General features: G+C 69.0%; 13 protein-coding genes and 1 pseudogene. 1 reads left to right on the top strand and 13 read right to left on the bottom strand.

The genetic code is table 11. The annotated features are described in order from the left end of the window. Positions 1-65: 65 nt before the first annotated feature. On the bottom strand, positions 66-431 hold the full coding sequence (locus tag FK531_RS17780) for a hypothetical protein (RefSeq protein WP_142101690.1): 366 nt from the start codon (positions 429-431) through the stop codon (positions 66-68). A gap of 243 nt (positions 432-674) precedes the next feature. Here FK531_RS17780 and FK531_RS23005 point away from each other — a divergent pair. Continuing rightward, positions 675-1,784 (top strand): annotated as a pseudogene (locus FK531_RS23005) (DUF222 domain-containing protein); the annotation flags it as partial. Between the two features lie 447 nt (positions 1,785-2,231). Here FK531_RS23005 and FK531_RS17770 read toward each other — a convergent pair. The 12 genes from FK531_RS17770 to FK531_RS17715 form a co-directional block, all read right to left on the bottom strand. After that, on the bottom strand, positions 2,232-4,562 hold the full coding sequence (locus FK531_RS17770; protein ID WP_142101687.1) for a RelA/SpoT family protein: 2,331 nt from the start codon (positions 4,560-4,562) through the stop codon (positions 2,232-2,234). Between the two features lie 68 nt (positions 4,563-4,630). Next, positions 4,631-5,170, bottom strand: coding sequence for an adenine phosphoribosyltransferase (locus FK531_RS17765; RefSeq protein ID WP_142101685.1), 540 nt, complete (start codon positions 5,168-5,170; stop codon positions 4,631-4,633). Continuing rightward, positions 5,167-6,876: an ABC transporter substrate-binding protein gene (locus FK531_RS17760; RefSeq protein ID WP_142101683.1), complete on the bottom strand. Its 1,710-nt coding sequence runs from the start codon at positions 6,874-6,876 to the stop codon at positions 5,167-5,169. Before FK531_RS17760 ends, FK531_RS17765 begins: the two co-directional genes overlap by 4 nt. Before the next feature lies 1 nt (position 6,877). Beyond that, a complete protein-coding gene (secF, locus tag FK531_RS17755) occupies positions 6,878-8,116 on the bottom strand; it encodes a protein translocase subunit SecF (protein WP_142101681.1) in 1,239 nt (412 codons plus the stop codon). A gap of 1 nt (position 8,117) precedes the next feature. After that, positions 8,118-9,812 carry a protein translocase subunit SecD gene (gene secD / locus FK531_RS17750; protein WP_142101679.1) on the bottom strand — a complete coding sequence of 565 codons (1,695 nt, stop codon included), beginning with the start codon at positions 9,810-9,812 and terminating at the stop codon, positions 8,118-8,120. Positions 9,813-9,928: 116 nt separating this feature from the next. Next, complete coding sequence (yajC, locus tag FK531_RS17745) at positions 9,929-10,279, bottom strand: preprotein translocase subunit YajC (protein WP_142101677.1); 351 nt, start codon at positions 10,277-10,279, stop codon at positions 9,929-9,931. A gap of 73 nt (positions 10,280-10,352) precedes the next feature. Further along, positions 10,353-11,456 (bottom strand): Holliday junction branch migration DNA helicase RuvB, encoded by a 1,104-nt coding sequence (gene ruvB, locus FK531_RS17740; protein ID WP_142101675.1) that lies wholly within the window; start codon positions 11,454-11,456, stop codon positions 10,353-10,355. Then, on the bottom strand, positions 11,453-12,061 hold the full coding sequence (gene ruvA, locus FK531_RS17735; RefSeq protein ID WP_142101673.1) for a Holliday junction branch migration protein RuvA: 609 nt from the start codon (positions 12,059-12,061) through the stop codon (positions 11,453-11,455). Before ruvA ends, ruvB begins: the two co-directional genes overlap by 4 nt. Then, positions 12,062-12,643 carry a crossover junction endodeoxyribonuclease RuvC gene (gene ruvC, locus FK531_RS17730; protein WP_142101976.1) on the bottom strand — a complete coding sequence of 194 codons (582 nt, stop codon included), beginning with the start codon at positions 12,641-12,643 and terminating at the stop codon, positions 12,062-12,064. Positions 12,644-12,741: 98 nt separating this feature from the next. Beyond that, positions 12,742-13,494 (bottom strand): YebC/PmpR family DNA-binding transcriptional regulator, encoded by a 753-nt coding sequence (locus FK531_RS17725; protein WP_142101671.1) that lies wholly within the window; start codon positions 13,492-13,494, stop codon positions 12,742-12,744. 94 nt (positions 13,495-13,588) lie between these two features. Next, entirely contained in the window at positions 13,589-14,221 is a 633-nt protein-coding gene (gene pdxT / locus FK531_RS17720; protein WP_142101669.1) for a pyridoxal 5'-phosphate synthase glutaminase subunit PdxT, read from the bottom strand. Further along, positions 14,218-14,676: a YbaY family lipoprotein gene (locus FK531_RS17715; RefSeq protein ID WP_142101667.1), complete on the bottom strand. Its 459-nt coding sequence runs from the start codon at positions 14,674-14,676 to the stop codon at positions 14,218-14,220. Before FK531_RS17715 ends, pdxT begins: the two co-directional genes overlap by 4 nt. Positions 14,677-14,687: the final 11 nt, after the last annotated feature.

Below are 14,687 nucleotides of genomic sequence, written 5' to 3'. Positions count from 1 at the left end.
TGCAAGTCGCCAGCTGACTTTCCACGTCAGCCAGTTCGGTTCGCACTCAACCGCCGGGGTGCGACTCAGGCGCAGGTCTGCAGGAACGATGTGGCTCCCGGGCGCAATTGGTAGCGCTTCACCTGCCCCTCGGCCTCGAATGCAGCGGTGCTCTCCGACTCTCGAGTCATGGTGCCGAGCTGGTACGGGTCATCCCACCCCGAGGACGAATTGCCCTGCTGAGGATCGGCCCTCAGGGCTTCCCAGTACTCCCCGGCGAACCGCGCTTCCTCCGCGCCGCAATGTGTGTACATCCGGTACTCGTAAGCGACACCGATCTCGACCTGATCCGGAGCTGGTTCGGAAGGAGGGGACGGCGCACCGCATCCAGACAGCCCGACCGCGAGAAGTGCCGCCGCACAGAGCCATTGCATCACCAGGCGACGAGTCATGTTTCGGACGCTATCAGTACAGTGCGCAAGCTACGGATACCCGGAAAGATCAGTAGGAACCGTCTACACGCCGGCAGACGAGCGGCCCGCCGGAAAGGCCCCCTGCTCATCGCAAAGAACCCATGAGCGCCACGAACACACCCGTACAGAGGGCGCCTGCGCGCGGGCGATTGAGCCGGGTCCGACAAACTGGGACCCCGCCAACCCTTCCTACTCGAACAGTTGTTCGAGTAGCATTCGAACATGGAACTCGACGAGATGCTCGCCGCGCCACCAACGGTGGCCGCCTGGCAACTCGCCGACGCCGACCTCCTACGCATCGTCCCCGAACTGTCACAACGGATGCGCCAACTCGACGCCCTCCGCGTACGCCTGGTACACCAGATCGACCAACGCTGCATCGCCGAAAACCTCGCCGGCGCCTCCTCCCCCGGAGCCTGGCTCGCGGGCGTGACCACCATGACCCCGGGCCGCGCCAACAAGATCGTCACACTCGGACGCGAACTGACACAGCACCCCGAAGTCGCCGCCGCGTTCGACGCCGGCGAAGCCGACTACGACCACATCCGCATCATCGTCGGACTGCTCGCAAAGGTGCCCGACCCCGACGACCCCGCCAACCCCCACACGGACAACGAAGGCGACCCCGACGGTGCCGAGGTCGACGAATCCGACGACACCCGCGCCCAGGCCTGCACCCGCTACCTCCTGTTCGCCGCCCGCGGCGAAAACCCCACCGTCCTCGCCCAACGCGCCAAAGCCCTCGAACTGCTCCTCGTCAACGACGACAAGACCCCCGACTCCGAGAACACCGAACTCAACGAGTTCTACGCCTCCCCCAGCCTCGGCGGCCGCGTCCACGTCAAAGGACACTTCGACGCCGCCACCGGAGAAATGCTGCTCGCCACCCTCTCCACACTCTCGAAGCCACGACCCGGCGCCGACAACCGCGATGGCACCACCAGCCGGGACCAACGCACCCCTGCCCAACGGCGCGCCGACGCCTTCGAACACATCGTCCGCTCCTACGTCGAATCCGGAGAGTCACCGTCCGACGGCGGTGAAAAACCGCCCATCTGCGTGTTCTTCGACGCCGCCGACATCGCCGCAGCCACCGCGACCGGGACTGGGGCTGGGGCTGGGGCTGAGGCTGAGGCTGGGACCAGCAGCGCCACCACCTCCACGGGAGCGACGACCGCGCCGCAGGAACGCGCCCGGCGGCGCGCCGGACGCCGCCGCGGACCCGCTTGGATGCCCTGGCTCGGACCGATCTCACTCGACGTCGCAGCCCGCATCTCCTGCGACGCCGACATCACCCCCATCGTCATGGACCACCACGGCAACCCCCTCGACGTCGGCCAGACCACCCGCCTGATCTCCAAGAGACTCCGCAAGGCCCTCACTGCCCGCGACTGCGGATGCGCCTTCCCCGGCTGCGGCCGCCCCGCCGCCTGGACCGACGGCCACCCTCCCCCAAGCACTTCGTGCAGGGAGGTACCCCCATCATCCACTGGTCCAACGGCGGCCACACGAAACTCTCAAACCTGGTGCTGCTCTGCCGCTTCCACCACACCGCCATCCACAAAGGCGACTGGGAAGTCTTCATCGCCGACGACGGACATCCGTGGTTCCGACCACCACACTGGATCGACACCCACCGACAACCCGTGCCGGCACACAACCGGCGCAACCAACTCACCTTCGTCGCCTGACACCCAGGCACCCGAGACGACACCAGGGCACCGCCCGACACCACCCACAACCTGGGCGGCGCCGGACGGTGCCCCTTGCGTGGAGAAACTAGGCGGCGCTGGTGACGCGATACACGTCGTACACGCCCTCGACGTTGCGGACCACGTTCAGCACGTGACCGAGATGCTTCGGGTCGCCCATCTCGAAGGTGAAGCGGCTGATCGCGACCCGGTCGCCGGAGGTGGTGACCGACGCGGACAGGATGTTCACCTTCTCGTCCGCGAGCGCCTTCGTGACGTCCGAGAGCAACCGGTGCCGGTCCAGCGCCTCGATCTGGATCGCGACCAGGAACACCGAGGACGCGGACGGCGCCCACTGCACCTCGATGATCCGCTCCTCCTGCTCGCGCAGGGACCCGGCGTTGGTGCAATCGGTGCGGTGCACGCTCACCGCACCGCCGCGGGTCACGAAGCCCATGATCTCGTCGCCCGGTACCGGGGTGCAGCACTTGGCCAGCTTCGCGACCGTCCCCTCCGCTCCCGGCACGAGCACGCCGGAGTCGGTGGTCCGGCGGGGCCGGGTCGGGATGTTCGACGGGGTCGACCGCTCGGCCAACTCCTCCTCGACATCGCCGACACCGCCGAGATGCGCGACCAGTCGCTGCACCACGTGCTGCGCCGAGACGTTGTGCTCGCCGACCGCCGTGTACAGCGCCGAGACGTCCACGTACCGCAGTTCGTGTGCGATCGCGGACATCGACTCGGCGTTCATCAGGCGCTGCAGCGGCAGCCCGCCGCGGCGGACCTCCTTGGCGATCGCATCCTTGCCCGACTCGAGCGCCTCCTCGCGGCGCTCCTTCGCGAACCACTGCCGGATCTTTGCCTTCGCACGCGGCGACACGACGAAGCCCTGCCAGTCCCGGCTCGGACCGGCATTCTGGGCCTTGGAGGTGAACACCTCCACCACCTCGCCGTTCTCGAGCGTCCGCTCGAGCGCGACCAGCCTGCCGTTGACGCGCGCCCCGATGCACCGGTGCCCGACCTCCGTGTGCACGGCGTACGCGAAGTCCACCGGCGTCGAACCCGCCGGCAGCGTCACCACATCGCCCTTCGGCGTGAAGACGAAGATCTCCTTGACCGCCAGGTCGTAGCGCAGCGACTCGAGGAACTCCCCCGGGTCCGCCGCCTCCCGCTGCCAGTCGAGCAACTGACGCATCCACGCCATGTCGTCGACCTCGGCGACGTCACCGGAATGCTTGCCCTTGGTCTCCTTGTAGCGCCAGTGCGCCGCGATGCCGAACTCGGCGGTGCGGTGCATGTCGCGGGTGCGAATCTGCACCTCCAGGGGCTTGCCCTCGGGACCGACGACGGTGGTGTGCAGCGACTGGTACACGCCGTACCGCGGCTGCGCGATGTAGTCCTTGAACCGACCCGCCATCGGCTGCCACAGCGAGTGCACGACACCGACCGCGGCGTAACAGTCCCGGATCTCGTCGCACAGGATGCGCACGCCGACCAGGTCATGGATGTCGTCGAAGTCGCGGCCCTTGACGATCATCTTCTGGTAGATCGACCAGTAGTGCTTGGGCCGGCCCTCGACGACGGCATTGATCCGGGACGCGGCGAGCGTCGCGTTGATCTCGGCCCGCACCTTCGCCAGATAGGTGTCCCGTGACGGCGCGCGGTCCGCGACCAGCCGCACGATCTCCTCGTACTTCTTGGGGTGCAGGATCGCGAACGAGAGGTCCTCGAGCTCCCACTTGACCGTGGCCATGCCGAGCCGATGCGCAAGCGGCGCAATAACTTCGAGGGTCTCCTTGGCCTTGCGGGCCTGCTTCTCCGGCGGCAGGAAGCGCATGGTGCGCATGTTGTGCAGCCGGTCGGCCACCTTGATCACCAGCACCCGGGGGTCGCGCGCCATCGCGATGATCATCTTGCGGATGGTCTCGCCCTCGGCGGCGGTACCGAGCACCACCTTGTCCAGCTTCGTCACACCGTCGACGAGGTGCGCCACCTCCTCGCCGAAATCCTCGGTGAGCTGTTCGAGGCTGTACCCGGTGTCCTCGACCGTGTCGTGCAGCAGTGCCGCGACCAGGGTCGTGGTGTCCATGCCGAGTTCGGCCAGGATGTTCGCAACGGCCAGCGGATGGGTGATGTACGGGTCGCCGGACTTGCGCTTCTGGCTGGCGTGCCGTTCCTCGGCGACGTCGTAGGCGCGCTGGAGCACCGCCAGATTCGCCTTCGGATACAGCTCGCGGTGCAGGCTGACCAGCGGCTCGAGCACCGGCTTGATGGTCGCGTTGCGCTGGGCCGTGATCCGGCGCGCCAGTCGCGCCCTGACCCGGCGCGAAGCGGAGGTGGGCACCGGGGGCGGCGCGCTCTCAGCCGGTGGCGTCGACTCCCCGCTTCCGGACCGCGACCTGTCGAGGTTCTGGGTCAACCTTCGTCACCTCCCGACGAATCGAATGCGTACACACGTCGCAACGCCGCACGTGACAACACTAGTCCTCAGACCCGCAGCAGCGACGTCAGCGGGTACTTCGTCAGCCTGCCCCGGCCGCCGAGCGCCTCGATCTCGAGCACCACCGCCACACCGAGCACCTCGGCCCCCGCGTCGGTGAGCAGTTCCGCGGCCGCACCGAGGGTTCCGCCGGTCGCGAGCACGTCGTCGATCACCAGCACCTTGCGTCCGCTCAGGTCCAGACCGTCCGCGGGGATCTCCAGCCGCGCGGTTCCGTACTCGAGCGAGTACTCGCGTCCGAGCACGGGCGGCGGAAGCTTGCCCGCCTTCCGGACCGCCAGGACACCGGCTCCGAGTTCGAGCGCGACACCGGCCCCGAGCAGGAATCCGCGGGCGTCGATGCCCGCGACCAGGTCGGCGCCCTCGCCGATGGAGGCGAGCGCGTCGACGATGTCACGAAATGCGCTCGCATCCGCGAACACCGGCGTCACGTCCGCGAACTGCACGCCGGGTTCGGGGAAGTCGTCGACCCATCGGGTCAGCCGGGTGAGGTCGGCGGCGGCGCGGCTTCGGCTATCTGTGGTCACCGAAGCAGTATCCACCTGTCCATGTTCCAGCCCGCGCCCGAGACCGACGGATTCGGCACCGCCGCGTGCATGCCCTTGGCGATGGCGGTGGTACGCGGCTCGTTGAACAGGGGAATCGACGGCATCTCCGCCCACAGGATGTTCTCGGCCTCGGTCGAGAGGTTCAACCGACTGCCGGGCGCCGTGTCGACCGCCAACTGGTCGGCGATCTCTGTGACCCGATTGTTGTGGTACTGGCCGTAATTCGTCCCGTTGCCTGCCGCCAGCGAATACGCGGGAGGAACCTGCGAATCGGTACCAGCCGCGCCCTGCGCGGATGCGGTGCCGCCGAGCACCGCATCGACCTGACCTGTACTGAGCCCGCTCGGCACGAATCCCGGTGCGCCCGCATCCTGCACGGTGATCCCGGCGGGCGCGCAGGCGGCGGCGATCGAGGCGACGGTGTCGGCCCGCCGCTTGTCCGGACCGAGGTAGCCGACCCGGACCGTGATCGGCTTGCCACCCAACGCGGCGGCCGCCGCCCCCACGTCCGGATGCAGGTAGCGGTCCCCCGCCACCCCGGACACGGTGGGATAAATCAACATGTCGGGCGCCGCGATCCGCGAGTTCAGCACCCCCGAGCCCAGCCCGGCCGACTTCTGGAAGCCGGGGTGGCCGAGGTCGTCGAACAGTTGCTGCCGCGGAACGCAGGACGCGAACGCCTTACGCGCGTCGGCGGATCCGAACACTCCGCCGGTGCCGAGCACCAGTTGCTCGGAACTGCGGGACGGTTCGGTGACGGTGGTGTATCCGTCACCGGGGTCGAGTCCGTCCACCGCGTTCGCGCCGACGTCGATGACATCGAGGTCGCCCGACCCGAGCTTCGCCGCGAGGTCCGAGTTCTTCGGCCACACCACGATTCGATCGGTGGCCGGCTTGTTTCCCCACCACCGGTCGTTGGCGACCAGTACCAACCCACCGTCCTCGGTGTAGGAATCCGCACGATACGGCCCCGAGGACGGGAACAGTGCCGGGTCGAGCTGCTCCCCGGGCGTCAGGTTCCAGCCGTTGTTCCAGAACGCCGCGATGCGACCCAGCGCGTCGACGTCGCCCGAGTGCACCGCCCCGACCACGTCCGGCACGCCTGCGACCCGGCCCGCCACGTGGGCGGGCATGACGTCGGTCGCGCCGAACAGTCCCAGCCACTCCGCGAACGCCCGGCCGGGCCGGAAGACCACGGTCGCGTCCTTCGAGCCGCTCTGGCAGTCGACGCGGTCGATGTCGGCGTACCCGGCCCTGGTCGCGGACGCGAACTGCGGGAACTTCCCGCTGCCCGCCGCCCACGCCAGGACCAGGTCGTCGCAGGTCACCGGGACCCCGTCGGAGTAGACCGCGTTGGGGTTGATCTTGTACGCGATGGTCAACGAGTCGCCCGGCTGCGGTACCGCGGTGCCGAAGTCCCCGTCGGACAGGGCGGTGCCCTCGGGACCGATGTAGCTCATCCCGGTGAGCACCCGCGAGAACGCCTGTCGGGCGCCGCTCGCGGCTCCGTCGAGGGTGTTCGCGTTGTAGGTGGTCAGTACGTTGTCGACGGCGTAGCCGATGGACGGGACCTGGTCCTCCTTCGAGGAGCACCCGGCCGCCGCCGCGACCACCGCGATCGCGGCGACGCCCGCCGCCACCGTCCGTCGGTACCCGCCGTCTCCCCGACTCGCACCCCTGCGCATGTCACCGCCTCTTCTTGTCACGCTTTCCGGTCGGCCGGGCACCCGGCTGCGGAGCGCCGCCCGAACGCCGCGGCGCGCCGGCCGCTCGCCCGCTCGGCCGGGCCTCCGGTACCGAGCCTGCCAGGGTCGCGGCGTCGGCCGCGGTTGCCCCGCCGGACAGCGCGGACCGCCGCGCCAGGACCTTCTTGGTGTGCGCGGAGACGGGTCCCCAGCGCTCCTTGATCGACACCAGCAACGGGGTGGCGAAGAAGATCGACGAGAACGCGCCGACGACGATGCCGACCAACTGGACCACGGCGAGGTCCTTGAGGGTGCCCACGCCCAGCAGGCCCACCGCGACGACCAGCAGGCCGATCACCGGCAGGATCGAGATCACGGTCGTGTTGATCGACCGCATCAGCGTCTGGTTCACCGCGAGGTTCGCCTGCTCGGCGTACGTGCGCCGGGTCAGGTGCAGCACACCGCGGGTGTTCTCCTCCACCTTGTCGAACACGACGACGGTGTCGTAGAGCGAGAAGCCGAGAATGGTCAGGAAGCCGATCACCGTCGCCGGTGTGACCTCCAGCCCGACCAGCGAGTACACACCCGCCGTGACGACCATGTCGAAGAACAGCGCGACGATCGCCGCGATCGCCATGTCCCGTTCGAAGCGAATGGCGATGTAGATACTGACGATCACCAGGAACACCAGCAGCGCGATCATCGCCTTCTTGGTGATCTGGCTGCCCCAGGTCTCACTCACGTCCGCCACGCTGATCGCGTTCTTGCTTGGCACCCCGTCCTTGTCCTCCGGATGGAAGGCGTCGAAGAGCGCATTCTGCAACGACGTGACCTGGCCGGCGTCGAGTGACTCCGACCGGATCTGGATGGTCGCGCTGTCACCCGCGCCGACCGTCTGCACCGAGACGGGCGCCGAGCCGAGGGTGTCGCTGTAGACCTTCTCGACGTGTTCCGTGGTCACGCCCGAGGCGGCCGGGAACTGGATCCGTGACCCGCCCTCGAAGTCGATGCCCAGCGAGAAGCCTCGCAACAGGATGCTGGCGATCGAGATCAACACGATCACACCGATGATCGCGTACCAGCGCTTGCGCCGGCTGACGATCTCGAACGCGCCGGTGCCGGTGTACAGCCGCGAGAGCAGGCTGTGGTGCGGCAAGTTCGCCTGGTCGGCGTCGGCGTCCGAGAGCGCCGGGTCCTCGGTGGTCCCGGCGGCTGCGTTGGTGCCAGTGGGGTTCGTCATGTCAGGACTCCTTCGCCTGCGCGGCCGCGGCGGTGCGCGAGGTGACGGCGGCGGTCTTGCGTTCCCGGGCGACCTGCTGCACGGCGCCGAGTCCGTTCACGCTGGGCTTCGACCAGAACTCGGACTTCGACGCGAGGTGCACCAGCGGATGCGTCACCAGGAACACGACGACCACGTCGAGGATGGTGGTCAGGCCGAGGGTGAACGCGAACCCGCGCACCTGACCGACCGCGAGGATGTACAGCACCGCGGCAGCGATGAAGCTCACCGCGTTGCCGGACAGGATGGTCCGGCGCGCCCGCGCCCAGCCCCGTGGCACCGCCGAACGGAAACTGCGGCCCTCACGCATCTCGTCCTTGATGCGTTCGAAGTACACGACGAACGAGTCGGCGGTCATGCCGATACCGATGATCAGACCGGCGATGCCCGCAAGGTCGAGGGTGAACCCGATGTACCGGCCCAGCAGAACCATGATCGCGTACACCAGCACGCCGGAGAGGATCAGCGAGAGGGCGGTGAGCACGCCGAGCATGCGGTAGTAGATCAGGCAGTACAGCAGCACCAGGACCAGACCGATCGCGCCGGCGATCAGACCCGCCTTGAGCGAGGCCAGACCGAGTGTGGCCGACACGGTTTCCGCCTCGGAAGACTGGAACGACAGCGGCAGCGAACCGTACTTGAGGGTGTTGGCGAGCTCCTTGGCCGTGGCCGCAGTGAAGTCACCGGTGATGGAGGTGGCGCTGCCCGCCGGGGTCGCACCCTGGATGACGGGGGCGCTGACCACACGCGAGTCGAGCGTGAACGCGGCCTGCTTGCCGATGTTCGCCGACGTGAACTGCGCCCAGGTGTTGCTGCCACCGGACTTGAACGACAGGCTCACCTCGTGGCGCGCCTGCTGCGAGTTGAAGGCCGAGGACGCGTCCGCGATCTCCTGGCCGTCGATGATGCTGGGGCCGAGCAGGTAGACGGCCTTGCCGTCCACCGAGCATGCGACCAACGGCAGTGCCGGGTCGTCGTTGCCCTGCAGTGGGTCGCTGGCATCGCAGTTCAGGGTGGCCATGGCCTGCTGCTGCACCGCGGGATCGGTGCTCTGCCGGGTCTTCTTCGCCTCCGCGATCTCCGCGGCCGCCTGATCGGCGGGGGTGGCCTCGCCGGGGGCCTGTGCAGGTGCCGGGGCCGGAGTGGGCGCCGGCGCGGGCTCCTGCGCGGGGAACGGGCGGTTCTGCGGCGCGGGGGCGGGGGCGGGGGCGGGGGCGGGCGTCGCGGGTGCGGGCGTCGTCGTGGCGGTGGGCGCCTGCGCGGCCTGCGCGTTCGACGATGCCGCCGAGGACGTCACCGGCCGGATGTACAGACGCGCCGTCTGGCCCAGCGTGCGGGCCTGAGAACTGTCGTCACCGGGCACCGTGATCACGAGGTTGTCGCCGTCGATCACGACCTCGGAACCGGACACACCGAGACCGTTCACACGGGTCTCGATGATCTCCTGCGCGCGCCGCAGCGAGTCCTGGCTCGGCTTGCTGCCGTCCGGGGTCCGCGCGGTCAGGGTGACACGCGTGCCGCCCTGCAAGTCGATACCGAGCTTCGGGGTCGGGGACTTGTCCCCCGTGAAGAAGACGAGCGCGTACAGCGCAGCGACGATCAGCCCGAAAATCACGAGCGAGCGCGCTGGACGTACGGCTCCAGACGAAGGTGCCACGATCCGTAGTTCTCCTAGAGGTGCGTATGAGGTCCGCCGGTCGGCGCCGACGTAGCCGCTGCCGGGCGAGGTCGCCCGGCAGCGGATGCGATGTCTAACCCACTACTTGCCGAGGCTCACTCTTTGCCGAGGCGACGCTCGGTCTCCTCCGCGGTCTCCTCGGTGATCTGCTCGTCGACCTCGTCGTCGAGGTCGGTGCCGTCCTCGTCCTCGTCCTCGGTGATCAGCTCGCGCACGACCAGCCGCGACCAGGTGGTGACGACGCCGGGAGCGATCTCGAGCTCGACAGTGCCGTCACCGAGCTCGACGACAGTGGCGTGCAGCCCGGACGTGGTGAGCACGCGGTCACCGACGGAGAGGGAGTCCTGCAGGTCGGCGGTCTTCGCCATTTCCTTCTTCTGGCGGCGGATGCCGAGGAACATCGGCACGAGCAGGGCGAGAATGAGGAGCGGAAACAGCAGTTCCATCGTGGAAGTCAGTCCTAAAAGTTTGTCGATGCCGTCGGTCCAGGTCGAACCGGCGCAGTACCCAAGTGTGCCATTAGTCGAACGAACCCTGCGGAGGTTCGTTGACTCGGACTTCGATGCCGCCTGCCGCGGCCTCGGGCGGGGCGGTCAATCCGAGCTGTTCCCAGGCCGCCGCGGTGGCGACGCGGCCACGGGGTGTGCGCGCGATCATGCCCGCACGCACGAGGAACGGCTCGCACACCTCCTCGACGGTGCTCGGTTCCTCCCCGACCGCGACGGCAAGGGTGGACACCCCGACCGGTCCGCCTCCGAAACTGCGGACCAACGCGCTGAGCACCGCACGGTCGAGACGGTCGAGGCCGAGCTGGTCGACGTCGTACACGGCGAGCGCGGCCCGCGCGATGTCGCGCGTGATGATCCCGTCCGCGCGCACGTCGGCGTAGTCGCGCACCCGACGCAGAAGCCGGTTCGCGATACGCGGGGTGCCGCGGGAGCGGCCCGCGATCTCCTTGCTCGCCTCGGCGCCGAGCTGCACGCCGAGGATGCCTGCCGAGCGCAGCAGGATGCGCTGCAGTTCCGGCGGGTCGTAGAAGTCCATGTGCGCGGTGAACCCGAATCGGTCCCGCAGCGGCCCGGTCAGCGCCCCCGACCGGGTGGTGGCGCCGACCAGAGTGAACGGGGCGACCTCCAGCGGGATGGACGTGGCGCCGGGCCCCTTGCCGACGACGACGTCGACGCGGAAGTCCTCCATCGCCAGGTACAGCATCTCCTCGGCGGGCCGGGCGATCCGGTGGATCTCGTCGATGAACAGCACGTCGCCCTCGACGAGGTTGCTCAGCATCGCGGCCAGGTCGCCGGCGCGCTCGAGCGCGGGCCCGGAGGTCAGCCGCAGGGCGGTGCCGAGTTCGGCCGCGATGATCATGGCCATGCTGGTCTTGCCGAGACCCGGCGGTCCGGACAGCAGCACGTGATCCGGGGTGCCACCCCGCAGCTTCGCCCCGGCCAGCACCAGTTGCAGCTGTTCGCGCACCCGCGGTTGTCCGATGAAGTCGTCCAGCGAGGTGGGGCGCAGGCTCGCTTCGATGTCGCCGTCGCCTGCCACGAACTCGGCGGTGACCGCGGAGTCGCCCCCGAAGGAGTCGTCCCCGAAGGCGTCCTCCCCCGCGCCGGCAGTCACCGCGTCTTACCCAACAGTGCCAGGGCCGAGCGCAGCGCCCGGGAGGTGTCGGCCTCCGGGTCCGCCGCCAGCACGGACTCCGTGGCCTGCTCGGCCTGTTTGAGCGCGAACCCGAGGCCGACCAGCGCCTCGACGATCTGGTCGCGGACCAGTCCGGCAATCGCCGCGGCCGACCCGTCCGACGGCAGCCCGGATCCGCTCGGCACCGCTTCGACCTTGTCGCGCAGCTCGACGACCATGCGTTCGGCGCCGCGCTTGCCGATGCCGGGAACCCGGGTCAGAGCGGTCACGTTGCCCTCGGCGAGCGCCTTGCGCAACGCCTCCGGTTCCAGCACGGCGAGGGTCGCCATCGCCAGCCGGGGACCCACTCCGGAGACGGTCTGCAGGAGACCGAACAGGTCGCGGGACTCGGTGTCGTGGAAGCCGTACAGCGTCATCGAGTCCTCGCGGACGATCATCGCGGTGACCAGGCGCACCTCGGCGCCGCGCTGCAGCGTGCCGAGGGTCACCGGGGTGGCGTTGAGCCGGTAGCCCACCCCCGCGGCCTCGAGCACGACGTGGTCGAGCGCGATCTCGAGTACCTCGCCGCGGACGGACGCGATCATCTACGAACCTGCCTTCTTGAGCCTGGACCTGGACACTTCCGCGAGGCGCGCCTCGTAGCGGCGCTTCTGCTCGGCGGCGGCAAGTTCCGCCGCGGCCATTCTCGACAGCATCGGCGCCCGCCAGCAGTGACAGATGGCGAGCGCGAGCGCGTCGGCGGCGTCGGCGGGCTTCGGAGCGGTCTCCAACCCGAGGATCTTCGTGACCATCGCGGTGACCTGCTTCTTGTCCGCCGACCCGTTGCCGGTGACGGCGGACTTGACCTGGCTCGGGGTGTGGAAGCAGACGTCGATGCCGCGCCGGGCGGCCGCGAGGGCCACCACCCCACCGGCCTGCGCGGTACCCATCGCGGTACGGACGTTGTGCTGGGAGAAGACCCGCTCGACCGCGACCACGGTCGGGCGGTGCAGGTCGAGCCACTCCTCGGCCGCGTCGGCGATTCCCAGGAGCCGGTGCGCCAGGTCCATCTCCGGAGGTGTGCGGATCACGTCGACCGCGACCGGCCGGACCTCACGACCCCGCCCGGCGTCGACCACCCCGAACCCGCACCGGGTCAGGCCGGGGTCCACTCCGAACACACGCACTGAGCCCACCTCTCGACACTACGAACAGCTGTTCGAGAGTATAGGTCGCACCGCCGACAGCCGGGCGCACCAACACGCGCCCGGTCGCCGCGGCGGCGTCAGGCGTCGAGTTCGGCGAGCACCTCGTCGGACAGGTCGACGTTGGTGTAGACGTTCTGCACGTCGTCGGAGTCCTCGAGGGCGTCGACGAGCTTGAACACCTTGCGGGCCCCGTCCACGTCCACCGGCACCTCGACGGAGGCGCGGAAGTCCGGGTCGGCGGACTCGTAGTCGATACCCGCATCCACGAGCGCGGTGCGCACGGGGATGAGATCGGCTGCCTCCGAGACGATTTCGAAGGTGTCACCGAGATCGTTGATCTCCTCGGCGCCCGCCTCGAGGACCACCTCGAGGATCTCGTCCTCGCTGCGGCCGGCCTTCTCGAGGAGGACGACACCCTTGCGGCTGAACAGGTACGAGACCGATCCGGGATCGGCGAGGTTGCCGCCGTTGCGGGTCATCGCGGTGCGCACCTCGCCGGCCGCGCGGTTGCGGTTGTCGGTGAGGCACTCGACGAGCAGTGCGACGCCGTTGGGTCCGTAACCCTCGTACATGATGGTCTGCCAGTCGGCGCCGCCGGCCTCTTCACCGGCGCCGCGCTTACGCGCGCGCTCGATGTTGTCGTTGGGGACCGACGACTTCTTCGCCTTCTGGATCGCGTCGTACAGGGTGGGGTTACCCGCGGGGTCGCCGCCACCGGTTCGCGCCGCCACCTCGATGTTCTTGACAAGTTTGGCGAACGACTTGCCACGCTTGGCGTCGATCGCAGCCTTCTTGTGCTTGGTGGTGGCCCATTTGGAGTGGCCGCTCATGCGTAGTTCCCTCTTCCCGTCAATGCCGGTCCCGGATGTGGATCCACACGCGACAGCGCTCGCACTGCAGCGGGGATCACACAGTAGCGCCAGTTTACCCGCGCGCGCGCGCTCCCTTGCGCACCATGTCGACAAAGAGCTGATGAACCCGCCTGTCGCCGGTCACCTCCGGATGGAACGACGTCGCGAGCACACTGCCCTGACGAACCGCCACCACGCGGCCGGCGGCGGGCCCCTCCGGCACCGTGGCCAGGACCTCGACGCCGTCGCCGACGCGTTCGACCCACGGCGCCCGGATGAACACCGCACGCATCGGTTCACCCTCGATGCCGACGAAGTCCAGGTTCTCCTCGAACGAGTCGACCTGCCTGCCGAACGCGTTGCGGCGCACCGTGATGTCGAGTCCGGACAGGCAGTGTGCGTCGGGGCGGGTGTCGAGGATCTCGCTGGCGAGCAGGATCATCCCGGCGCAGGAACCGTAGGCGGGCAGTCCGTTTCGCAGCCGTTCGCGAAGCGGCTCGAGCAGCTCGAACACCGTGAGCAGCCGGCTCATCGTGGTGGACTCCCCGCCCGGGATCACCAGACCGTCGACGGCCTCGAGTTCCGAGCGCCGGCGGACGGTCACCCCGTCGGCCCCGGAGGCCTCGAGCGCGGCGAGGTGTTCGCGGACGTCGCCCTGCAGGGCGAGCACTCCGACGGTGGGACGTGTTGTGGCAGAAGCATTCACCGGTTCGGCACACCCACCAGGAGAAGGTGGACCGGCGGCACCGGCCCGGCGGTGGGGACGGGATGAGCGGTGTCGGAGATCCAGCGGAGCTCCCCGTTCACCTCGATCCGGGCGCTGACGTTCACGCGTGCGTTCGGCTCGATCGACGCGCGGTCGGCAGTGAGCTCGAACGGAACCGGCACCCCGGTCGCGTCGGTGATGCGCTGCTCGGCGAGCACGGTGGACGGCGCGTCGGCACGCGAGACGTCCTCGAGGCGCACGGTCACCACGGCACCCTCGGGCCAGGCGATCCGCTCGCGGTAGAGGACGTCGCCGGTCACCGTGACCGTGTCGCGGGCGTCGCTCCCCTGCGAGCCGGTGTCGCCGGACGAGCCGAGCGACATCCCGACCGCGGCCACCACCGCGATCAACGCACCGACGCCGAGCACCAGTTCGAGTATTCGTCTCGTTCGCACCGGGCAAGGAT

This window comes from Rhodococcus spelaei, assembly GCF_006704125.1.
In the GTDB taxonomy this organism is placed as follows: Bacteria; Actinomycetota; Actinomycetes; order Mycobacteriales; family Mycobacteriaceae; genus Rhodococcus_G; species Rhodococcus_G spelaei.
This window is presented reverse-complemented; position numbering and strand designations above follow the sequence as displayed.